Consider the following 21,636-nt stretch of genomic DNA (forward strand, 5'->3'; position numbering starts at 1 on the left):
TGAGAATTGACTTAGAGGGGGACCCTTCGATGCGTACTTCCCTGCGGATCGCCTCCGCCGTCGCCGTCTCGGCCGTGCTGGTCGGCGGCCTGACGGCGTGCGGTGGCAGCAAGGCCGGCACCGGCTCGGACGCCAAGGGCGGCTCGTCCGCCGCGGCCTCGGCGGGCGCCTCCGCCTCGGCCGGCGCCTCCGGCGGCCCCGGCTCGGCGGCCGGCGGTTCGGTCAAGGACCTCGCGCCGAAGGAGGCCCTGCTGGCCGCCGCCGCCGTGATGGACAAGGCGGGCAGCGCGAAGATCACCGCGAAGGGCGCCACCGCCGACGACGGCGGCACCGGCGTGATCGTCTGGAAGACCCCGGGCGCCTTCGAGATGACCACCAAGAGCGAGGGCAAGGACTACAAGGTCCTGCTGATCGGCGACATCATGTACGTCGGTGCGCCCGAGCAGCTGGCCGTGCTGGCCGGCGGCAAGCAGTGGATGAAGATCGACCTGAAGGCCGCCAACAAGGCCGCTGGCTCCGAGGACACCGGCTCCGTCGCCACCATGTCGCAGATGATGAACCCGGCGATCCAGCTGGTCGCCGCCGCGCCCACCGCCACCAAGGTCGGCAACGAGAAGATCGACGGCACCGACACCGTGCACTACCGCAGCGTCGTGCCGGCGGAGGCCATGGTCGCCGGGATGAACCTGACCGCCGACGTCAAGGCCAAGGTGCTGGAGCAGCTGAAGAAGAGCGGCGGCAGCACCACCGTCGAGCTGTGGATCAACGCCAAGGGCGAGCTGGTCCAGCTCTCCGGCAACCAGCTCGGCCTCGGCGACGGCGGCGGCACCGGCACCGCCAAGTACAGCGAGCTGGGCACCGTGGCCGCGCCCAAGGCGCCCGCCGCCGACCAGGTCTTCGACCTCGCCGAGGTGCTCGCCAAGGCGGGCCAGTGATGCGCACCCGCACCCGTGGCGTCCGTCCGGCCCGGGCGCTGCTCGCCGCCGCGGCGGCCGGCCTCGCGCTGACCCTGGCCGGCTGCTCCGGCGGCGGCGCGGCCGCCCCGGTCGCCCAGAACGCCGTCGAGAAGGCCGCCGAGCTCGCCCCCGAGGCGCTGCTCAAGGCGGTCGGCGACCGCACCAGCGCGGCCAAGAGCGCCAAGGTCGAGTCGGACATCAAGGCCGGCGACGGCGTGATGCACTTCCAGGGCGCGATCTCCTGGCAGGACGGCCTGCAGGGCGAGCTCAAGGGCAGCGCCACCGGCGGCAAGATGGGCCAGGCGCTCTCGCAGGTCGGCGGCGACGGTACCTTCACCGCCCGCTACCTCTCCGACGCCTACTACGTGAACATGGGCGACGCGATGGCCCGTCAGCTGCAGGGCAAGCACTGGCTGCGCTACGGCTACGAGGACATGGCCACCCTGATGGGTGCCAGCGGCGACGCGCTGCGCAGCCAGTTCAAGTCCGCCGACCCGGTGGCCGCGGTGCGGACGCTGATCGCCAGCGGCAAGGTCGCCAAGGTCGGCGAGGAGTCGGTCAACGGCACCAAGGCCACCAAGTACCAGGGCGACTTCACCGCGGCCGACCTCGACCGGATGGCCACCAACGGCCTGACGGCCGATCAGGTCAAGGCGCTGAAGACGCAGTTCGAGCAGACCGTGGTCGGCGCCGACCACGTCGAGGTCTGGGTCGGCGCGGACCAGCTGCTGCTGAAGAAGGTCGAGAGCTTCGAGACCAAGGCCGGCCACTTCGAGGCCGCCTCGGTCTACTCCGGCTACGGCACCCCGGTCGAGACCAAGGCCCCGGCCAAGGCGGACACCGTGGACTTCGCCGAGCTCCTCAAGGCCGCGCAGCAGGGCGCCGCCACCGGCTGAGCCCCGGCTGGGGCATGGCAAGGTGGACGGAACGGACGGCACGGGAGGACGAGGCATGGCGGCACGGCGGTGGCGGGCGGCGGCAGTCGTGCTGCTCGCCTCGGCGCTGGCCGCCGGCTGCGGGGGCGGGAACGGGGCCGGCAAGCCCACCGCCCCCAGCAGCGCGCCGCCAAGCACCGGGCCGGCCACCCCCACCGACCGCTCCCCGCACGGCGTGCTGCTGGCCGCGCAGCTCGCCGCGCACGACGCCCGCCGGGTCGAGTTCCGCTCCTCGCTCGGCGGGGAGCGGGCCCGCGGGATGCTCTTCTGGGCGCCCAAGACGGTGCTCCAGCTGAAGCCGGAGGGTGGCACCCGGCAGCTGATCGTGCTGGACACCTCCGCCTACCTGGGCGGCGACCAGGAGACCGCGACCCGGCTCGGCGGGCGGCACTGGGAGAAGTACGCCGGCGACCGGGAGGTCCCGTACGCCGGGCTGATCGACCGGCTCAACCCGCTGGTCGCCGCCACCGCGGCGGCCGCCGCCGACGACCCCGAGCTGGTCGGCGAGGAGAAGCTGCAGGACTCCACGGTCGAGCACTACCGGGTGACCGTCGGCGCGGACCGCTACGCGGCGGCGCAGACCCAGCTCGGCCCCGCCCGCCGGCAGGCCCTGGAGCAGGCGCTCGGCAGCGCCCCGGTGGTGCTGGACCTGTGGCTGAACGACAAGGACCAGCCGGTGCAGATCCGCCGCTCCTCCGGCGGCGGGGTCGACCTGATCGGGTACACCGAGTACGCCGGGCCGCTCTCGGTCCAGGCCCCGGCCGAGGCGGACACCGCCGACGAGGGCGACCGCAGCCTCCCGCCAGCCCCGTAGCCGGCCCCGTAGCCGGGCCCGCGGCCGACCCCCGTGGAGGACGGATTTTGTCCTGCGCGGTCGGCCGGGTACCGTGGTGACTGCCAAAGACCGCTGGTTGTCGCCATGCGCCCGCAAGGGGGCTGGCACCGAAGGTCCCGCGCTTGCGCGGGCGGCCCGCGCAGGTGTGTCTGGTGCTTCTGATTTCCGGCCCTTCGGGGCTGTCGAGGTCTGCCGAGCCCCGTGCGCCCTGCGCATGGGGCCTTTTTCGTTTGCTCGCGGTCAGCGGCCCCCGAATGGTCGACTTCTCGAAGGTCGGCCGGACTTCGACATCACGGAAGGAGGCGTAAGCCTATGGCCAGGCCCGACAAGGCTGCTGCCGTCGCCGAGATCACGGAGCTTTTCCGTGGCTCGAACGCGGCCGTGCTGACCGAGTACCGCGGTCTCTCGGTGAAGCAGGTCAAGACCCTGCGTCGCTCGCTGGGTGAGAACGCCCAGTACGCCGTGGTGAAGAACACGCTGACCAAGATTGCGGCCAACGAGGCCGGGATCTCTTCGCTCGACGACCTGTTCGCGGGTCCGACGGCTGTCGCCTTCGTCACCGGTGACCCGGTGGAGTCGGCGAAGGCTCTGCGTGACTTCGCCAAGGAAAACCCCGCCCTGATCATCAAGGGCGGTGTCCTTGACGGCAAGGCGCTGACCGCTGACGAGATCAAGAAGCTCGCGGACCTCGAGTCCCGCGAGGTTCTGCTCTCCAAGCTGGCCGGTGCTTTCAAGGGCAAGCAGTCCCAGGCTGCCGCGCTCTTCCAGGCCCTGCCGTCGAAGCTCGTCCGGACCGTGGAGGCCCTCCGCGTCAAGGTCGAGGAGGGCGGTGCCGGTACGCCGGCTCCCGCCGCCGAGGACGAGGCCGCGGAGTAATTCCGCAGGCTGACGCCTCGCTGCGGGCCCGTGCGCCCGCCAATCCGTACATCCGGCACCACCTGCCGATTTAGTGGAAGGACGCCATCATGGCGAAGCTGTCCCAGGACGACCTGCTCGCGCAGTTCGAGGAGATGACCCTCATCGAGCTCTCCGAGTTCGTGAAGGCCTTCGAGGAGAAGTTCGACGTCACCGCCGCCGTCGCCGTGGCCGCCGGCCCGGCCGGCCCGGCCGCCGTGACCGAGGCCGTTGAGGAGCAGGACGAGTTCGACGTCATCCTCGACGGTGCCGGCGACAAGAAGATCCAGGTCATCAAGGAGGTGCGCGCCCTCACCTCCCTCGGCCTGAAGGAGGCCAAGGACCTCGTCGACACCGCCGGTGCGAAGGTTCTCGAGAAGGTCGCCAAGGACGTTGCCGAGAAGGCCAAGGCCCAGCTCGAGGGCGCTGGCGCCAAGGTCACCGTCAAGTGACTCCTCGCCCTCTCTGAGAGGGCTCACGGGCCGGGCCGGTCACCCTTCGGGGTGGCCGGCCCGGCCTGCTTCGTCTCCGGCGGCCGATCGTGGGCTCCGCCACTGTCAGTGGGGGCGAGTATGGTGATCGCTGTCGTCGGAGAGCCCCCGTGGGCACGGCCGGTGTAACGCCGGTCGAGGTCCGAGCGATGAGCAGTGCGAGGTCCACACCCTGGTGCGGGCCTTGACGAACAGCACGCGGCGCGCGATTCTCGTGGCGCGTGCCCAAAGCGAAACGGCGCCGGATGCATATTCGGTGGCGGCACTGGGAACTTGTCCAGTGACTCGTTGTGAGTGCGGTGGCCCGGGGTAGCCCGGGCTGTCGGTTGTACGGGAGGAGCGTCCGATTCGGTCTCCGAATCAGGGCTTGTCAACAGTGTCGCCTTTGGCTACACTGTCCCTTTGCGCTGCCTGTTAGCTGCTCCGTGACTCGTCGCCCGGAGTAGTCCCAGTCCTGACCTGGGGTTTTAGCCCTTGGCTAAGGTCCGGCCGGTATGCGCGTAGTGAGCTCCGAGCCCTCGGAAGGACCCCCCTCTTGGCCGCGCCGCGCAACGCCTCGAACAATTCCGCCGCATCCACCGCCCCGCTCCGCGTCTCGTTCGCGAAGATCAAGGAGCCCCTCGAGGTCCCGAACCTCCTCGCCCTGCAGACCGAGAGCTTTGACTGGCTGCTCGGCAACGCGGCCTGGAAGTCCCGGGTCGAGGAGGCGCTGGAGAGTGGTCAGGACGTCCCCACGACCTCTGGTCTGGAGGAGATCTTCGAGGAGATCTCCCCGATCGAGGACTTCAGCGGGTCGATGTCGCTGACCTTCCGCGACCACCGTTTCGAGCCGCCGAAGAACTCCATCGACGAGTGCAAGGACCGCGACTTCACCTACGCGGCCCCGCTCTTCGTCACCGCGGAGTTCACCAACAACGAGACCGGTGAGATCAAGTCCCAGACGGTCTTCATGGGCGACTTCCCGCTCATGACCAACAAGGGCACCTTCGTCATCAACGGCACCGAGCGTGTCGTCGTGTCTCAGCTGGTGCGCTCCCCCGGCGTCTACTTCGACTCCACCCTGGACAAGGTGTCCGACAAGGACATCTACTCCTGCAAGGTCATCCCCTCGCGTGGTGCCTGGCTGGAGATGGAGATCGACAAGCGCGACATGGTCGGTGTCCGCATCGACCGCAAGCGCAAGCAGTCGGTCACCGTGCTGCTCAAGGCCCTCGGCTGGACCAACGAGATGATTCTCGAGGAGTTCGGCGAGTACGAGTCGATGCGCGCCACCCTGGAGAAGGACCACACCCAGGGTCAGGACGACGCCCTCCTCGACATCTACCGCAAGCTGCGCCCGGGCGAGCCGCCCACGCGTGAGGCCGCGCAGACGCTGCTGGAGAACCTGTACTTCAACCCGAAGCGCTACGACCTCGCGAAGGTCGGCCGCTACAAGGTGAACCGCAAGCTGGGCAACGCCGAGTCCCTGGACTCCGGCGTGCTCACCGAGCCGGACATCATCGGCGCGATCAAGTACCTGGTGAAGCTGCACGCCGGCGAGACCGAGTGGCGCGACGGGGACGGTCGCGACATCGTCATCGAGGTCGACGACATCGACCACTTCGGCAACCGTCGTCTCCGCAACGTCGGCGAGCTGATCCAGAACCAGGTCCGTACGGGTCTCGCCCGTATGGAGCGCGTCGTGCGCGAGCGCATGACCACCCAGGACGTCGAGGCGATCACGCCGCAGACCCTGATCAACATCCGGCCGGTCGTCGCCTCCATCAAGGAGTTCTTCGGCACCAGCCAGCTGTCGCAGTTCATGGACCAGACGAACCCGCTGTCGGGCCTGACCCACAAGCGTCGTCTGTCCGCGCTCGGCCCCGGTGGTCTGTCCCGTGAGCGGGCCGGCTTCGAGGTCCGAGACGTGCACCCCTCGCACTACGGCCGCATGTGTCCGATCGAGACCCCCGAAGGCCCGAACATCGGTCTGATCGGCTCGCTCGCCTCCTACGGCCGGGTCAACGCGTTCGGCTTCATCGAGACCCCGTACCGCAAGGTCGTCGACGGTGTGGTCACCGAGCAGGTGGACTACCTCACCGCCGACGAGGAGGACCGTTACGTCATCGCGCAGGCCAACGCCCCGCTGACGAACGACCTGCACTTCGCGGAGCCCCGCGTCCTGGTCCGCCGCCGCGGCGGCGAGATCGACTACATCCCGGGCACCGAGATCGACTACATGGACGTCTCGCCGCGCCAGATGGTGTCGGTCGCGACCGCCATGATCCCCTTCCTCGAGCACGACGACGCCAACCGCGCGCTCATGGGCTCGAACATGATGCGCCAGGCGGTGCCGCTGCTGAAGAGCGAGGCCCCGCTGGTCGGCACCGGCATGGAGTACCGCTGCGCGGTCGACGCCGGCGACGTGATCACCGCCGACAAGGCCGGTGTGGTGCAGGAGGTCTCGGCCGACTACATCACCGTGGCGAACGACGACGGCACCTACACCACGTACCGTGCCGCCAAGTTCACCCGCTCCAACCAGGGCACCTCCTTCAACCAGAAGGTGCTCGTCGACGAGGGCTCCCGCGTCGAGGTCAACCAGGTGCTGGCCGACGGCCCCTGCACCGACGAGGGCGAGATGGCCCTCGGCAAGAACCTCCTCGTGGCGTTCATGTCGTGGGAGGGCCACAACTACGAGGACGCGATCATCCTGTCGCAGCGCCTCGTCCAGGACGACGTCCTCTCCTCGATCCACATCGAGGAGCACGAGGTCGACGCCCGTGACACCAAGCTGGGCCCCGAGGAGATCACCCGGGACATCCCGAACGTCTCCGAGGAGGTCCTCGCCGACCTCGACGAGCGCGGCATCATCCGGATCGGCGCCGACGTCGTCACCGGCGACATCCTGGTCGGCAAGGTCACCCCGAAGGGTGAGACAGAGCTGACCCCCGAGGAGCGCCTGCTCCGCGCGATCTTCGGTGAGAAGGCGCGCGAGGTCCGCGACACCTCGCTGAAGGTGCCGCACGGTGAGTCCGGCAAGGTCATCGGCGTCCGCGTCTTCGACCGCGAGGAGGGGGACGAGCTTCCCCCGGGCGTGAACCAGCTGGTCCGCGTCTACGTCGCCCAGAAGCGCAAGATCACCAACGGTGACAAGCTCGCCGGCCGTCACGGCAACAAGGGCGTCATCTCCAAGATCCTGCCGGTCGAGGACATGCCGTTCCTGGAGGACGGCACCCCGGTCGACATCATCCTCAACCCGCTGGGTGTCCCGTCCCGAATGAACCCGGGACAGGTCCTGGAGATCCACCTCGGCTGGCTCGCCAAGCAGGGCTGGGACGTCTCCGGCCTCGCCGACGAGTGGGCCCAGCGCCTGCAGGCGATCGGCGCCGACCAGGTCGAGGGCGGCACCAACCTCGCCACCCCGGTCTTCGACGGCGCCCGCGAGGACGAGATCACTGGCATGCTGGACAACACCACGCTCACCCGTGACGGTGACCGCCTGGTGAACTCCACCGGCAAGGCCCGGCTGTTCGACGGCCGCTCCGGCGAGCCGTTCCCGATGCCGGTCTCGGTCGGCTACATGTACATCCTCAAGCTGCACCACCTGGTCGACGACAAGCTGCACGCCCGTTCGACCGGCCCGTACTCGATGATCACCCAGCAGCCGCTCGGTGGTAAGGCGCAGTTCGGTGGTCAGCGCTTCGGTGAGATGGAGGTGTGGGCCCTGGAGGCGTACGGCGCTGCGTACGCGCTGCAGGAGCTGCTCACCATCAAGTCCGACGACGTCCTCGGCCGCGTCAAGGTCTACGAGGCCATCGTCAAGGGCGAGAACATCCCCGAGCCCGGCATTCCCGAGTCCTTCAAGGTCCTCATCAAGGAAATGCAGTCGCTCTGCCTCAACGTGGAGGTGCTGTCCTCGGACGGCCAGTCCATCGAGATGCGTGACTCCGACGAAGACGTGTTCCGCGCCGCCGAGGAGCTCGGCATTGACCTGTCCCGGCGCGAGCCGAGCAGCGTCGAAGAGGTCTGACGGAGGCCGGGCCGGCTCTCACCCCTGAGAGCCGGCCCAGCCCCCAGGCCCCCCTCAGACCAACAGACAGACTCTCGATTCACGAAAGAGGGCTTGACGACCAGTGCTTGACGTCAACTTCTTCGACGAGCTCCGCATCGGCCTGGCCACCGCCGACGACATCCGCCAGTGGTCCCACGGCGAGGTCAAGAAGCCGGAGACCATCAACTACCGCACCCTGAAGCCCGAAAAGGACGGCCTCTTCTGCGAGAAGATCTTCGGCCCGACCCGGGACTGGGAGTGCTACTGCGGTAAGTACAAGCGCGTCCGCTTCAAGGGCATCATCTGCGAGCGCTGCGGCGTCGAGGTCACTCGCGCCAAGGTCCGCCGCGAGCGGATGGGCCACATCGAGCTGGCCGCCCCGGTCACCCACATCTGGTACTTCAAGGGTGTCCCGTCCCGCCTGGGCTACCTGCTCGACCTGGCGCCGAAGGACCTCGAGAAGGTCATCTACTTCGCCGCCTACATGATCACCTGGGTGGACGACGAGCGCCGTCAGCGCGACCTGTCGTCCCTCGAGGCGCACATCTCGGTCGAGCGCCAGCAGATCGAGAACCGCCGCGACGCCGACCTCGAGGCCCGTGCCAAGAAGGCCGAGACCGACCTGGCCGAGCTCGAGGCCGAGGGCGCCAAGGCCGACGTCCGCCGCAAGGTCCGCGAGGGCGCCGAGCGCGAGATGAAGCAGCTCCGCGACCGCACCCAGCGCGAGATCGACCGCCTGGACGAGGTCTGGGCGCGCTTCAAGAACCTCAAGGTCCAGGACCTCGAGGGCGACGAGCTCCTCTACCGCGAGCTGCGTGACCGTTTCGGCACGTACTTCTCGGGCTCCATGGGCGCCGCCGCGCTCAAGGACCGCCTGGAGAGCTTCGACCTCGCCGAGGAGTCCGAGCGCCTGCGCGAGATCATCCGCACCGGCAAGGGCCAGAAGAAGACCCGTGCGCTCAAGCGCCTCAAGGTCGTCACCGCGTTCCTGCAGACCAGCAACAAGCCCAAGGGCATGGTGCTGGACTGCGTCCCGGTGATCCCGCCGGACCTGCGTCCGATGGTGCAGCTGGACGGTGGCCGCTTCGCGACCTCCGACCTGAACGACCTGTACCGCCGCGTGATCAACCGCAACAACCGCCTGAAGCGCCTCCTCGACCTCGGTGCCCCCGAGATCATCGTGAACAACGAGAAGCGCATGCTCCAGGAGGCCGTCGACGCGCTCTTCGACAACGGCCGTCGTGGTCGCCCGGTCACGGGCCCCGGCAACCGTCCGCTGAAGTCGCTGTCCGACATGCTCAAGGGCAAGCAGGGTCGTTTCCGTCAGAACCTGCTCGGCAAGCGCGTCGACTACTCGGCCCGTTCGGTCATCGTCGTCGGCCCGCAGCTCAAGCTGCACCAGTGCGGTCTGCCCAAGGCCATGGCGCTGGAGCTCTTCAAGCCGTTCGTGATGAAGCGCCTGGTCGACCTGAACCACGCGCAGAACATCAAGTCGGCCAAGCGCATGGTCGAGCGCGCCCGTCCGGTCGTGTGGGACGTCCTCGAAGAGGTCATCGCCGAGCACCCGGTCCTGCTGAACCGTGCGCCCACCCTGCACCGCCTCGGCATCCAGGCCTTCGAGCCGCAGCTGGTCGAGGGCAAGGCCATCCAGATCCACCCGCTCGTCTGCACCGCGTTCAACGCGGACTTCGACGGTGACCAGATGGCCGTCCACCTGCCGCTCTCCGCGGAGGCGCAGGCCGAGGCCCGCATCCTGATGCTGTCCTCGAACAACATCCTGAAGCCGGCCGACGGTCGCCCCGTCACCATGCCGACCCAGGACATGGTGCTCGGTCTGTTCTTCCTCACCTCGGACCGCGAGGAGGTCAAGGGCGGTGGCCGCTCCTTCTCCTCCACCGCCGAGGCGATCATGGCCTTCGACGCCCGCGAGCTGGACGTCCAGGCCCAGATCGACCTGCGGATGCCCGCCGGCACCGTGCCGCCGCGCGGCTGGGTCTCCCCGGTCGACGAGGACGGGCAGCCGACCTGGTTCGAGGGTGAGCCCTTCCGCATCACCACCACCCTGGGCCGCGCGCTCTTCAACGAGCTGCTGCCCGAGGACTACCCGTTCGTCGACTACGAGGTCGGCAAGAAGCAGCTCTCGGCCATCGTCAACGACCTGGCCGAGCGGTACCCCAAGGTCGTCGTCGCCGCGGCGCTCGACAACCTGAAGGCCGCCGGCTTCCACTGGTCGACCCGTTCCGGTGTCACCGTCTCGATCTCGGACGTCATCGTCCCGCCGAGCAAGCCCGCGATCCTCGAGGGCTACGAGGCACAGGCCGAGAAGGTCCAGCGCCAGTACGAGCGCGGTCTGATCACGGACAACGAGCGCAAGTCCGAGCTCATCGGCATCTGGACCCGCGCGACCAACGAGGTCGCCGAGGCCATGGCCGCGAACTTCCCGAAGACCAACCCCATCTTCATGATGGTCGACTCGGGTGCTCGCGGAAACATGATGCAGATGCGTCAGATCGCCGGTATGCGTGGTCTGGTGTCCAACGCGAAGAACGAGACCATCGCGCGCCCCATCAAGGCGTCGTTCCGTGAGGGTCTCTCCGTGCTGGAGTACTTCATCTCCACCCACGGTGCCCGTAAGGGTCTCGCCGACACCGCCCTGCGTACCGCCGACTCCGGCTACCTCACCCGTCGTCTGGTCGACGTCTCCCAGGACGTCATCATTCGCGAGGAGGACTGCGGCACCGAGCGCGGCCTCAAGCTGTCGATCGGCTCCGTGGGCGCCGACGGCGTGCTGCGCAAGGCCGACGACGTCGAGACCAGCGTCTACGCCCGCATGCTGGCCGAGGACATCACGGTGGACGGCAAGCTCCTTGCCACCGCCAACACCGACCTCGGTGACGTGCTGATCGACGAGCTGATCCGCCACGACATCAGCGAGGTCAAGACCCGCTCGATCCTCACCTGCGAGTCCGCGGTCGGCACCTGTGCCTTCTGCTACGGCCGCTCGCTGGCCACCGGCAAGCTGGTCGACATCGGTGAGGCGGTCGGCATCATCGCCGCCCAGTCCATCGGTGAGCCCGGCACCCAGCTCACCATGCGTACCTTCCACACCGGTGGTGTGGCCGGTGACGACATCACCCAGGGTCTGCCCCGTGTCGTCGAGCTCTTCGAGGCCCGTACCCCCAAGGGTGTGGCCCCGATCTCGGAGGCCCAGGGCCGTGTCCGCATCGAGGACACCGAGAAGACCCGCAAGCTCGTCGTCACCCCCGACGACGGTGCCGAGGAGATCGCCTACCCGGTCTCCAAGCGCGTCAAGCTGCTCGTCAGCGAGGGCGAGGCGGTCGAGGTCGGCCAGAAGCTGACCGTCGGTGCGACCAACCCGCACGACGTCCTGCGCATCATGGGCCAGCGTGCCGTCCAGATCCACCTGGTGGCCGAGGTCCAGAAGGTCTACAACTCGCAGGGTGTGTCGATCCACGACAAGCACATCGAGATCATCATCCGGCAGATGCTCCGCCGCGTGACGATCATCGAGTCGGGCGACGCCGAGCTGCTCCCGGGCGAGCTCGTCGAGCGCGGCCGCTTCGAGACCGAGAACCGTCGCGTGGTCTCCGAGGGCGGTCACCCCGCCTCCGGCCGTCCGCAGCTGATGGGTATCACCAAGGCCTCGCTGGCCACCGAGTCCTGGCTGTCGGCCGCCTCCTTCCAGGAGACGACCCGGGTCCTCACCGACGCGGCGATCCACGCCAAGTCGGACCCGCTGCTGGGCCTCAAGGAGAACGTCATCCTCGGTAAGCTCATCCCGGCCGGTACGGGTCTGCCCCGCTACCGCAACATCCGGGTCGAGCCGACCGAGGAGGCCAAGGCCGCCATGTACTCGGCCGTCGGCTACGACGACTACGACCTGTCGCCCTTCGGCGCCGGCTCCGGCCAGGCGGTCCCGCTGGACGACTACGACTACGGCCCGTACACCGGCTGAGTCGGACGCTCCTGAACCGCAGGGCGGTCACCCCACACGGGGTGGCCGCCCTGCGGCGTTTCCGTCGTACGGGGGAGGAGCGGAGATGGGTCGGGCGGGGGATCCGCCGCGGGGGGTGGGCGCGGGAGGCTCGGTGTGTTGGCTCCGGGTCGGCCGGGCCGGTGGAGGGGAGTGGCGATGCGGCGTGCGACGGTGTGGGCGGGGCTGCCGGTGGTGGCGCTGGCGCTGACCGGGTGCTCGGTCGGGGAGACCCGGCAGGACGTGGCGTACGGGGTGGACCAGCCGGTGCGGGTGCTGGTGGTGGAGGGGTCCACCGGCGACATCGAGGTGGTGGGCGGCGGGGACGCGGTGAGCGTGACCGAGCGGCAGGAGTACCGGGGTGCGGCGCCGCAGACCCGGCACCGGGTGGAGGACGGCACGCTGACCCTGTCGTACAGCTGCGGGGACTGCTCGGTGGACTACCGGGTCCGGGTGCCGGAGGGCACCGTGGTGCGGCTGAGCAGCTCCACCGGCGACGTGCGGGTCAGCGGGCTGGCCGGGGCGGTGGACGCGCAGACCGGCACCGGCAGTGTGGAGGCGAGCGGCCTGGGCCCGGCGTCCGTGCGGCTGGAGAGCGGCACAGGTGACGTGGTGGCGTCGTTCCGGGCGGCGCCGCGGGAGGTGACGGCGTCCAGCTCGACCGGTGACGTCCGGGTGGTGGTCCCCGGCGGGCAGCCCTACGCGGTGGACGCGGACAGCGGGGCGGGGGACGTGCGGGTCGACCTGGCGCGGTCGGCCGGCGCGGAGCGGCGGATCAGCGCCCGGACCGGGGCCGGGGACGTGACGGTCAGCGGTGCGTGAGTCGGACTCGGGTACCGCGGACGCCCCGCTGATACGGCATCATCGGGGGCGGGGACCCGGGGGAGGGGCGGAGATGGAACGGACGGCGCGCGCCCGCGCGTGGCTGATGGCCCGGCTCGCCGGGTTGAACCCGTACGTGCTGGACACCCTGCTGGCGCTGTTCTCGATCGGCGTCTCGCTCTGGGCGGTCTACCAGGACGTCGAGGACTGGCCGTGGTGGGTGTACCTGCTGGCCGCCTCCACCGCCTTCGCGCTGCCGTGGCGCCGGCGGCACCCGTTCGGCGTGCTGGTGGCGTGCATCGTGCCGTCCTCGGTGCTGTCGGTGGTCGCGCACAGCGTGATGCCGCAGGTGCAGGTCGTGGTGGTGGTCGCCGCCTACACGCTGGCCGACCGCGGCCGGGACTGGCAGCGCTGGCTGGTACTGGTCGGCCTGGTGGTGGGCAACATCGTCGGCACCCGCTCGTTCAACGGCGCCCTGTTCAGCCTGATGGTCTCGGTCGGCGCGTTCGTCTTCGGCACCCTGGTGCGCAAGCTGCGCCGGCTGGCCCGGGCGGAGGCGGAGCGGGCGCACCAGGTCGGGCTGCGGGCGGCCAGCGACGCGGCCCGCGCGGTCGCCGAGGAGCGGGCCAGGATCGCCCGGGAGATGCACGACATCCTGGCGCACGCCGTCTCGCTGATGGTGATCCAGGCGGAGGCCGGGCCGCTGGTGGTCCGCAGCGATCCCGACCGGGCGGTGCGGACCTTCGACACCATCGCCGACTCGGGCCGGGACGCGATGGTGCAGCTGCGGCGGGTGCTCGGGGTGCTGAAGGAGGAGGGGGCCGGCCCGCAGCTGGCCCCGCAGCCCCGGCTGGCCGAACTCCCGGCGGTGGTCGAGCGGGTCCGGGCCTCCGGTGTCCGGGTGGACGCGCGGATCGAGGACTGCGGCCCGGCGGACGTGCAGGCCGCCGCGTACCGGATCGTGCAGGAGGCGCTGACCAACGTGGTCAAGCACGCGGACGCGGCGCACGTCACCGTCCGGATCGCCCGGGCGGGCGGCGCGCTGGCGGTCGAGGTCGCGGACGACGGCCGCGGCCCGGCGCCGGCGGCCGGCCCGGAGCGGGTGGGCGGCTGGTCCGGCGGCCGCGGGCTGGTGTCGATCCGCGAGCGGGCGGCGGCCTGCGGCGGTACCGCCACCGCCGGCCCCGGGCCGCAGGGCCGCGGCTTCGTGGTCGAGGCCCGGCTGCCGCTGGCGGCGTAGCGCGGGGCAGGGAAGCGCGTGCCCAGGGTGCGGCACGCGGTTACGGGAGAGGTGGAGTGCGGTGCCGATTCGGGTGGTCGTCGCGGACGACCAGGAGCTGGTGCGGGCCGGGTTCGGAATGATCCTGGACGCCCAGCCGGACATCGAGGTGGTGGCCGAGGCCGCCGACGGCCTGGAAGCGGTCGAGGCGGTCCGGACGCACGCCCCGGACGTGCTGCTGCTGGACGTCCGGATGCCGGTGATGGACGGGCTGGAGGCGGCCCGGCGGGTCTGCGCGGAGTTCCCCGACTGCAAGGTGATCATGCTGACCACCTTCGACATCGACGACTACGTCTACGACGCGCTGTACGCGGGGGCCAGCGGCTTCCTGCTGAAGGACGTCCGGCGCGACGACCTGGCCCACGGGGTGCGGATGGTGGCCTCCGGCGAGGCGCTGCTCGCGCCGTCGGTCACCCGGCGGCTGATCGGCGAGTTCACCGCCCGCCGGGGCCTGCCGGGGGCCGGGCCGGGCCAGCCGTCGCGGACGCCCTCCCGGCTGCTGGAGCAGCTGACGAGCCGTGAGGCGGAGACCCTGCGGCTGCTCGCCCGCGGGCTGTCCAACGCCGAGATCGCCGCCGAGCTGGTGGTCAGCGAGCACACCGTGAAGACCCATGTCAGCAATGTGCTGGCGAAGTTGCGACTGCGCGACCGGGTGCACGCGGTGGTCTTCGCGTACGAGGCGGGCGCGGTGGTCGCGGGTGAGGGAGAACCCTTCCGGGAAGTCCCCTAGCTCGCGCGGGGGAGCGGCGGGAATCGCCCGCACCGGCGATCCGCAAGGGCCTGCGGCGGCGGCACGCTGAACAGCGAAGTCACCGCACCCGAGAAGGAGTTCAGCGATGGACCAGCCCGCCCGCAGTGCCGCCCCCGGCCGCGGCACCGCCCCCGTTCCGGCCTGGAGCCGTGCCCTGCTCGCCGCCCCCGTCCTGCTCGCGCTGTACGGCGGGATCAGGCTGCTGCCCGGGTCGCGGGGGCCGGGCGCCGGCTGGACGACCGGCCACCTGGCGCTGTTCGCCGCGATGGCGCTGCTGGGGGCCGGCTTCACCGGCCTGTACCGCTCGCTCGCGCCGCGGACCCGGCCCGGCCGGCTGGCCGTCGGGGCGTCGTTCGGGGTGACGCTGCTCGGGCTGGCCGCCTCGCTGGGGCAGGTCGGCATCGACCTGTACGTGGGCGCGACGGTCGCGGACAAGGCCGGGCAGCACGCGGCGTTCGACCGGATCCAGTCGCACGCCGGGGTGGTGCCCGCGTTCTACTCGGTCGGGCCGGTGCTGTTCTACGTCGGCCTGCTGGCGCTGGTCTGCGCCGCCGCGGTGCTCCGCCGCGCGCCGTGGTGGAGCGCGCTGCTGGTGCTGGCCGGGACGGCCGTCACGGCGGCCACGCTGGACCTGATCCCGCTCGGTGCGGTGCTCTACCTGGCGGCCTTCGTCCCGCTGGCCCGCACCGGCCGCCGGGGCGCGGTCAGCGCATCCGGAACACCGGCCCGCGCGGCGTGAAGGGCAGGCCGGCGCCCTGCGGCACCAGGTACGCGTGCTCGCGCCGGATCCGCAGCACGTCGCACTCGCCGTCGGTGATCACCAGGACGGGCGCGCCGGGCGGGAAGTCCTCGGCCCGTTCCAGCAGGTCGATGCCGGGCTGCAGCACGGTGCCGCCCCGCCCGCGGACCCGGACCCGTCCGGCGATCTCCTCCGGCGGCAGGAAGCCGGCGTCGTGCGGGGCGGCGTCGCAGAACACCACCCGGGCCGCCGGAACGTCCCGGGCGGCGGCGTACGAGGCGATCGCGCCGAGCGCCTTGCCGAGCAGTGTGCGGCCCATCGACCCGGAGGTGTCCAGGACGACGCCGAAGGTGCAGCGGGCCACCTCCTCGGGCGGGAACCAGCGCCCGGCCCGCGGGATGTCCGGGGTGGACGCCTGCCGGCGCGAGGGCCGGGCGTACGACCGGACGGCCATCGGCGAGGGGACGAACTCGTCGAACCAGCGGGCCAGTTGCGCGTCCCAGGGCAGCGGCGGGTGGGAGAGCGCGCGGATCTCCTCCACCAGCCCGGCGGGGAGCAGGCCGCGTTCGCGCCGGTGCAGCTCGAAGCCCTGTTGCAGGCCGCGCCGGTAGAAGTCGTCCAGGTCGACGTAGTCGCGCGGGGTGCCGAGCGGCTCGCCCAGGATGTCCGGCTTCCCCTTGCCCGCAAGGGTGGCCAGCCGGCGCAGCCGGCGCTGGTCGCGGACGATCCGGTCGTAGACCTCCTCCGCCGACAGGCCCTTCAACTGCGGGTCGTGCAGCAGCCCCTCGGGCATCTCGCCGACGCCCATCTCGACCAGCCAGCCGTTGATCACGTAGTCGGCGGCGACGTTGAACAGGTACGGGTCGCGGGCGCCGCAGCGGTCGGCGTGCTTCAGCGCGGCGTGCAGCATCTCGTGGCCGAGGACGAACCGCCACTCCTCGTCGCTGTGGTGCCGCAGCGGGTTGAGGTAGATCTCGCCGGCCGCGGCATTGACGGCGGCGACGGAGATGCCCTGGGCGCGGGCGAGTTCGGCGTCGGCGACCAGGGTCATCCCGGCCGCGATGCCGCCGAGCAGCGGGTAGGAGGAGATGAACCAGTTGAGCGCCCGGGTCCACGGCCGCTCGGGCAGCCGGGTGCCGGTCAGCTCCTCGCGGCGGCCGCCGGCCACGTCCATCGCGGCGGACATGGTCCGGGTGAGCGCGGCGGCGAAGCCGACCGTCCAGTCCTCGGGGGCCCGGGACGGGTGGTACGGGGCGAGCAGTTGGTCGCTGCCCGGCCCGGCGGCGCCGGGGATCCGGGGGAGGCCGTCGCGGCGCCAGCGGGCGGCCAGCTCCTCCTCGTCGCCGGCCGCCGTCGCCGGCAGCGGGAACGGGGCCCGGCCGACCGCGAAGGAGCCCAGGAAGCGGTTGACCACCGCGCAGCGCGCGGCCAGCTCGTACGCGTCGCCGGCCCGGCGCGGGGTGCCGGCGGCCGGCACGTGGCCGAAGCCGAGGTGCAGCAGGCAGTGCGCCAGCACCCAGGCCCACTCGGCGGGTTCGGCCCGGCGCCGGAGGTTGACGTGGACGGTGCCCGCGGAGTCGACCGCCGCCCAGCCGTCCTCGGGGGCCCGGACGCAGCCGGGGTCGCGGCAGAACTGCGCGTCGATCGAGGCGAGGGCCCGGTTGCGGTGCAGCAGCTCCACCCCGTCCGCGAACGCCTCGGCCGCCGGGTCGGGCCGGGCGGCCGGCGCGGGCTTCACCGGCGGGCCTCGACCAGCCGCGGCATGTCCCGGGCCGCCTCGATCAGGAACCAGGAGGGCAGCACCGGGTTGCCGTCCGGCCCGTCGGCGATCACGGTCTGCGCCACCTCGACCGAGATCTCGGCGAGCTGCACCAGCAGCGACTTGGCCCGGAAGGCGGTCTGCTTCAGTTGCGGCGAGACGTGCTCCTTGCGGGCCGGCAGCTCCTTGACCAGCCGGCCGCGGAAGGCGTCGGCCAGGTAGTAGAGCAGGTCGCGGTCCTCCAGCCGGTTGGGCCAGCGGGCGTCGCCCTTGAGGATCGCGTCCAGCCCGTACGCGTTGCGGACGATCTTGGCGTAGCCGCAGAACGCCACCGCGTGCGGCGGGCTGAGCAGGCCGTGCGCCACCACCTTCAGGGTGTCCTCGTCCAGCGTCGGGCCGAAGGAGTGCAGCGCGTCGGAGAGCATGTGCCAGGCGCGCGGGGTGGAGAACGGCTCCTCCGACTTCGGCGGCGCCGACCACAGGTGGTCCGGCCGGTCGGTGAGGTGGTCCACCACCCAGGGGTGGATGCCGCTGCCCGCCGCCCAGCCCAGCCAGTCGGTGGCGCTGGCCCGCAGGTGGACGTGGACCAGCCGGTTGACCAGCGCGGACGCCATCGGGCGGGCCAGCGCGCCGTCGGTCGCCCGGTTGCCGGCGCCGATCACGATCGAGCCGGGCGGCAGCTCGTACGAGCCGATCCGGCGGTCCAGGATCAGCGAGTAGAACGCCTTCTGCACGTCCGGCGTGGCCGCGTTGAGCTCGTCCAGGAAGAGGCAGTACGGCTCGTCGCGGGCGATCGTCTCCGGCGGGCAGAACCGGGAGCGGCCGTCCGCGGTGATCTGCGGGACGCCGATCAGGTCCTCCGGCGCCAGCTGGGTGCCGATCAGGCTGACGCACTCCAGGCCCAGCGAGTCGGCGAACTCCCGGACCAGCGAGGACTTCCCGATGCCGGGCGCACCCCACAGGAAGACCGGCCGGACGGTGGCCAGACCCAGCAGCAACTCCGGTACCTGGGACGGCGACACGGTGACGGCACCCTGCAAGTGGGGCTCCTTCGGTTCGGGGGGACGCCCGGTCAGTGTGCGCGCGGCGGGCGCCCGCCGCACCGGGTTTTTCCGGTGGCGTCCGGCGGCCGGGTCGCCGTACGGTCCGGGCATGACCCAGAAGCGTCCGCTGATCGCCGTGATGACCGGCGCCGGCATCTCCACCGACTCCGGCATCCCCGACTACCGTGGCCCGCAGGGGCTTTGGCAGCGCGACCCGAGCGCGCAGGAGCTGGTCACCATCGGCCCGTACCTGGCCGACCCGGACGTGCGCCGCCGGTCCTGGCTGATGCGCCGGGACGTCGGCGCGGTCGCCGCCGAGCCCAACGCCGGCCACCGCGCGCTGGTCGACCTGGAACGCTCCGGGGTGCCGATGCGGGTGCTCACCCAGAACGTCGACGGCCTGCACCAGCGGGCCGGACTGCCCGACCGCAAGGTGCTCGAACTGCACGGCACCGCCACGCGGGTGCAGTGCGTCGACTGCGGAGCGCGCAGCGGCATGGACGAAGCCCTCGCCCGGGTCGCCGCCGGCGAGGACGACCCGGCCTGCACGGCCTGCGGCGGCGTGCTCAAGCCGTGCACCGTGATGTTCGGGGAGATGCTCGACCCCGGCGTGATCGACAAGGCCGACGTCATCGCGCAGTCCTGCGACCTCTTCGTGGCGGTCGGCAGCAGCCTGCAGGTGAATCCGGCGGCCGCGCTGCCGCAGATCGCCCTGGAGCACGGCGCCCGGCTGATCGTCGTCAACGGCGAACCCACGCCGTACGACGCGGACGCCGTCGAGGTGATCCGCGGACCGATCTCCACCGCGCTGCCCGCCCTGGTCGGAAGGATCATCGCGGGTGCCTACGATGGCACCCCGACGAGCAGGGAGTGATCAATGGCGACCGGTACGTTCGACCCGTGGTCGGCCGAGTTCGTGGCGCACCCGTACGACGCCTACGCCGACCTGCGGGCGAACGCACCGGTCAGCTGGTACGAGCCCAGCGGCCAGTGGCTGGTCTCCCGGTACGCCGACGTCGGTGCCCTGCTCCGGGACCGCCGGCTCGGCCGCACCTACACCCACCGCTTCACCCACGAGGAGTTCGGCCGGCCCGCGCCCGACCCCGCGCACGAGCCCTTCCACACCCTCAACGACCACGGGCTGCTCGACCTGGAAGCCCCCGACCACACCCGGATCCGCCGGCTGGTCTCCAAGGCCTTCACCCCGCGCATGGTCGAGTCCCTGCGGCCCACCGTCGCGAAGCTCGCCGACGAGCTGGTCGGCGGGCTGCTGGCGGACGGCGGCGGCGACCTGATCGCCCGGGTCGCCGAGCCGCTGCCGGTCGCGGTGATCGCCGAGATGCTCGGCGTCCCCGAATCCGACCGGCACCTGCTGCGGCCCTGGTCCGCCGACATCACCGGGATGTTCGAACTCAATCCGAGCCCGGAGACCGCCGCGCGGGCCGTCCGGGCCAGCGTCGAGTTCTCCGACTACCTGCGCGCGCTGATCCGCGAACGCCGCGCCGCGCCCGGCGAGGACCTGATCAGCCGGCTCGCCCAGGTCGCCGACGAGGGCGACGTGCTCAGCGAGCAGGAGATGGTCTCCACCTGCGTCCTGCTGCTCAACGCCGGCCACGAGGCCACCGTCAACACCACCGGCAACGGCTGGTGGGCGCTCTTCCGCAACCCCGGCGAACTCGCCCGGCTGCGCGGCTCCGTCGACGCGCTCCTGCCCACCGCGGTCGAGGAACTGATGCGCTGGGACACCCCGCTGCAGATGTTCGAACGCTGGGTGCTGGAGGACATCGAGGTGGCCGGCGTGACGATCCCGCGCGGATCGGAGGTCGCCCTGCTCTTCGGCTCCGCCAACCGCGACCCCGCCCGCTTCGCCGACCCCGACCGCCTCGACCTCGGCCGCGCCGACAACCCGCACATCACCTTCGGCGCCGGAATCCACTTCTGCCTGGGCGCGCCGCTCGCCAGAATGGAACTCACCGAGTCGTACGGCGCACTGCTGCGCCGGGCCCCCGGGCTCTCGCTGGTCAGCGAGCCCGCCTGGCGCCCGGGCTACGTGATCCGCGGCCTGGAGGAACTGATCGTCGAGATCCGGTAAGGGGCGGGACATGAAGCGGGCGACCGGAGCGATGCTGGGCCTGGCGATCGGCGACGCCCTCGGCAGGCCCACCGAGTTCACCCCGTGGGACGACCTCGTCCGGGGCACCCCCGACTGGCGCGAACTCCCGCTCCCCAGGAAGGCGCTGGTCACCGACGACACCCAGATGACGCTCGCCCTCGCCCGCGCCCTCAAGACCGCCCTCGCGGCCGGCCCGCTCGTCCCGCTGCGCCTGGAGCGGCCGCTGCGCGAGGAGTTCGTGGAGTGGTGGCGCTCCCCGGAGAACAACCGGGCGCCCGGCATGACCTGCATGAAGTCCTGCTGGCGGCTCAGCAGGCCGGAGCGGCCCTGGCAGGAGGCCAGTGACATCGGCTCCAAGGGCTGCGGCGCCAACATGCGGGTCGCCCCGCTCGGCCTGGTCCGCGAGCTGACCGACCGCCAGGTCGCCGGGGCGGCGCAGCTGCAGTCCGGACTGACCCACGGCCACCCGACCGCGCTGGCCGCCAGTGAACTCACCGCGTTCACCGTCCGCCGGCTCGCCGAGGGCGTCGCACCGGCCGAGCTGCCCGCCCGGCTGCGCGAGCACGCCCTCGCCAACCGCACCCGCTACGACGGGTTCTGGCTCGGCGACCTGGCCGCGCACGCGCAGGACCACTCGGCCGAGGAGTTCGTCGCCCGCGGCTGGGACGACTGCCTGGCCGTCCTCGACCGGCTCGACGCGGCGCTGGCCAGGCCCGCGCGGGACGGCGACCCGTGCGAGGTCACCGGCGAGGGGTGGATCGCCGAAGAGGCCTTCGCCACCGCCCTGCTGTGCTTCCTGCTGTTCCCCGACGACCCGGTCGCGGCGGTCCGCCGCGGCGCCTACTCCTCCGGCGACTCCGACTCGATCGCCTGCCTGGCCGGGGCCTTCGCCGGCGCCCACCACGGCGCCGACGCCTGGCCGGCCGACTGGGTCGAGCGGATCGAGCACCGCGACGAACTCCTCGCCCTCGGCGCCCTCTGGGACTGACCCG

General features: G+C 71.4%; 16 protein-coding genes. 14 read left to right on the forward strand and 2 right to left on the reverse strand.

The window, feature by feature from the left end:
• Window positions 1–29 precede the first annotated feature (29 nt).
• From ACGFX4_RS05060 to ACGFX4_RS05110, 11 genes are all read left to right on the forward strand, one after another.
• Window positions 30–935 (forward strand): hypothetical protein, encoded by a 906-nt coding sequence (locus ACGFX4_RS05060; RefSeq protein ID WP_393070367.1) that lies wholly within the window; start codon window positions 30–32, stop codon window positions 933–935.
• Entirely contained in the window at window positions 935–1,852 is a 918-nt protein-coding gene (locus tag ACGFX4_RS05065) for a hypothetical protein (protein ID WP_393070369.1), read from the forward strand. Before ACGFX4_RS05060 ends, ACGFX4_RS05065 begins: the two co-directional genes overlap by 1 nt.
• 55 nt (window positions 1,853–1,907) lie before the next feature.
• Window positions 1,908–2,705 (forward strand): hypothetical protein, encoded by a 798-nt coding sequence (locus ACGFX4_RS05070; RefSeq protein ID WP_393070370.1) that lies wholly within the window; start codon window positions 1,908–1,910, stop codon window positions 2,703–2,705.
• Window positions 2,706–3,038: 333 nt separating this feature from the next.
• A complete protein-coding gene (rplJ, locus tag ACGFX4_RS05075; protein ID WP_393070372.1) occupies window positions 3,039–3,602 on the forward strand; it encodes a 50S ribosomal protein L10 in 564 nt (187 codons plus the stop codon).
• A gap of 89 nt (window positions 3,603–3,691) precedes the next feature.
• Window positions 3,692–4,072, forward strand: coding sequence for a 50S ribosomal protein L7/L12 (rplL, locus tag ACGFX4_RS05080; RefSeq protein WP_393070374.1), 381 nt, complete (start codon window positions 3,692–3,694; stop codon window positions 4,070–4,072).
• 574 nt (window positions 4,073–4,646) lie between these two features.
• Window positions 4,647–8,123 carry a DNA-directed RNA polymerase subunit beta gene (rpoB, locus tag ACGFX4_RS05085; RefSeq protein ID WP_393070375.1) on the forward strand — a complete coding sequence of 1,159 codons (3,477 nt, stop codon included), beginning with the start codon at window positions 4,647–4,649 and terminating at the stop codon, window positions 8,121–8,123.
• A 103-nt stretch (window positions 8,124–8,226) separates the two neighbouring features.
• Window positions 8,227–12,120, forward strand: a complete 3,894-nt coding sequence (locus ACGFX4_RS05090; RefSeq protein ID WP_393070377.1) for a DNA-directed RNA polymerase subunit beta' — start codon at window positions 8,227–8,229, stop codon at window positions 12,118–12,120.
• A gap of 177 nt (window positions 12,121–12,297) precedes the next feature.
• Complete coding sequence (locus ACGFX4_RS05095; RefSeq protein ID WP_393070378.1) at window positions 12,298–12,960, forward strand: DUF4097 family beta strand repeat-containing protein; 663 nt, start codon at window positions 12,298–12,300, stop codon at window positions 12,958–12,960.
• Window positions 12,961–13,033: 73 nt separating this feature from the next.
• On the forward strand, window positions 13,034–14,200 hold the full coding sequence (locus ACGFX4_RS05100) for a sensor histidine kinase (protein ID WP_393070380.1): 1,167 nt from the start codon (window positions 13,034–13,036) through the stop codon (window positions 14,198–14,200).
• Window positions 14,201–14,261: 61 nt separating this feature from the next.
• Window positions 14,262–14,969: a response regulator gene (locus ACGFX4_RS05105; RefSeq protein ID WP_393070382.1), complete on the forward strand. Its 708-nt coding sequence runs from the start codon at window positions 14,262–14,264 to the stop codon at window positions 14,967–14,969.
• Window positions 14,970–15,075: 106 nt separating this feature from the next.
• Complete coding sequence (locus tag ACGFX4_RS05110) at window positions 15,076–15,729, forward strand: hypothetical protein (protein WP_393070384.1); 654 nt, start codon at window positions 15,076–15,078, stop codon at window positions 15,727–15,729.
• On the opposite strand, the gene ACGFX4_RS05115 is transcribed toward ACGFX4_RS05110, so the two are convergent.
• Both ACGFX4_RS05115 and ACGFX4_RS05120 read right to left on the reverse strand, forming a co-directional pair.
• Window positions 15,695–17,467, reverse strand: coding sequence for a hypothetical protein (locus ACGFX4_RS05115; RefSeq protein ID WP_393070386.1), 1,773 nt, complete (start codon window positions 17,465–17,467; stop codon window positions 15,695–15,697). The genes ACGFX4_RS05110 and ACGFX4_RS05115 overlap by 35 nt on opposite strands.
• Window positions 17,464–18,528: an ATP-binding protein gene (locus tag ACGFX4_RS05120; protein WP_393070388.1), complete on the reverse strand. Its 1,065-nt coding sequence runs from the start codon at window positions 18,526–18,528 to the stop codon at window positions 17,464–17,466. Before ACGFX4_RS05120 ends, ACGFX4_RS05115 begins: the two co-directional genes overlap by 4 nt.
• Before the next feature lie 112 nt (window positions 18,529–18,640).
• Between ACGFX4_RS05120 and ACGFX4_RS05125 the strand changes: the two genes are divergently transcribed.
• The 3 genes from ACGFX4_RS05125 to ACGFX4_RS05135 are packed head-to-tail and all read left to right on the forward strand — an operon-like array spanning window position 18,641 to window position 21,632.
• The gene (locus ACGFX4_RS05125) at window positions 18,641–19,405 is read left to right on the forward strand and encodes an NAD-dependent deacetylase (protein ID WP_393070390.1); all 765 of its coding nucleotides are present in this window, start codon (window positions 18,641–18,643) and stop codon (window positions 19,403–19,405) included.
• A gap of 3 nt (window positions 19,406–19,408) precedes the next feature.
• Window positions 19,409–20,623, forward strand: a complete 1,215-nt coding sequence (locus ACGFX4_RS05130; protein ID WP_393070392.1) for a cytochrome P450 — start codon at window positions 19,409–19,411, stop codon at window positions 20,621–20,623.
• Between the two features lie 10 nt (window positions 20,624–20,633).
• Entirely contained in the window at window positions 20,634–21,632 is a 999-nt protein-coding gene (locus ACGFX4_RS05135; RefSeq protein WP_393070394.1) for an ADP-ribosylglycohydrolase family protein, read from the forward strand.
• The last annotated feature ends 4 nt before the right edge of the window (window positions 21,633–21,636 follow it).

Source organism: Kitasatospora sp. NPDC048365 (genome assembly GCF_043200835.1).
Taxonomy (GTDB): domain Bacteria; phylum Actinomycetota; class Actinomycetes; order Streptomycetales; family Streptomycetaceae; genus Kitasatospora; species Kitasatospora terrestris.

Excerpts from the sequence above, each read along its gene's own strand:
- rplJ (WP_393070372.1), top strand. The coding sequence starts at position 3,039 with ATGGCCAGGCCCGACAAGGCTGCTGCCGTCGCCGAGATCACGGAGCTT.
- ACGFX4_RS05135 (WP_393070394.1), top strand. The coding sequence starts at position 20,634 with ATGAAGCGGGCGACCGGAGCGATGCTGGGCCTGGCGATCGGCGACGCC.
- ACGFX4_RS05060 (WP_393070367.1), top strand. The coding sequence starts at position 30 with ATGCGTACTTCCCTGCGGATCGCCTCCGCCGTCGCCGTCTCGGCCGTG.
- ACGFX4_RS05130 (WP_393070392.1), top strand. The coding sequence starts at position 19,409 with ATGGCGACCGGTACGTTCGACCCGTGGTCGGCCGAGTTCGTGGCGCAC.
- rplL (WP_393070374.1), top strand. The coding sequence starts at position 3,692 with ATGGCGAAGCTGTCCCAGGACGACCTGCTCGCGCAGTTCGAGGAGATG.
- ACGFX4_RS05095 (WP_393070378.1), top strand. The coding sequence starts at position 12,298 with ATGCGGCGTGCGACGGTGTGGGCGGGGCTGCCGGTGGTGGCGCTGGCG.
- ACGFX4_RS05070 (WP_393070370.1), top strand. The coding sequence starts at position 1,908 with ATGGCGGCACGGCGGTGGCGGGCGGCGGCAGTCGTGCTGCTCGCCTCG.
- ACGFX4_RS05125 (WP_393070390.1), top strand. The coding sequence starts at position 18,641 with ATGACCCAGAAGCGTCCGCTGATCGCCGTGATGACCGGCGCCGGCATC.
- ACGFX4_RS05110 (WP_393070384.1), top strand. The coding sequence starts at position 15,076 with ATGGACCAGCCCGCCCGCAGTGCCGCCCCCGGCCGCGGCACCGCCCCC.
- ACGFX4_RS05100 (WP_393070380.1), top strand. The coding sequence starts at position 13,034 with ATGGAACGGACGGCGCGCGCCCGCGCGTGGCTGATGGCCCGGCTCGCC.
- ACGFX4_RS05065 (WP_393070369.1), top strand. The coding sequence starts at position 935 with ATGCGCACCCGCACCCGTGGCGTCCGTCCGGCCCGGGCGCTGCTCGCC.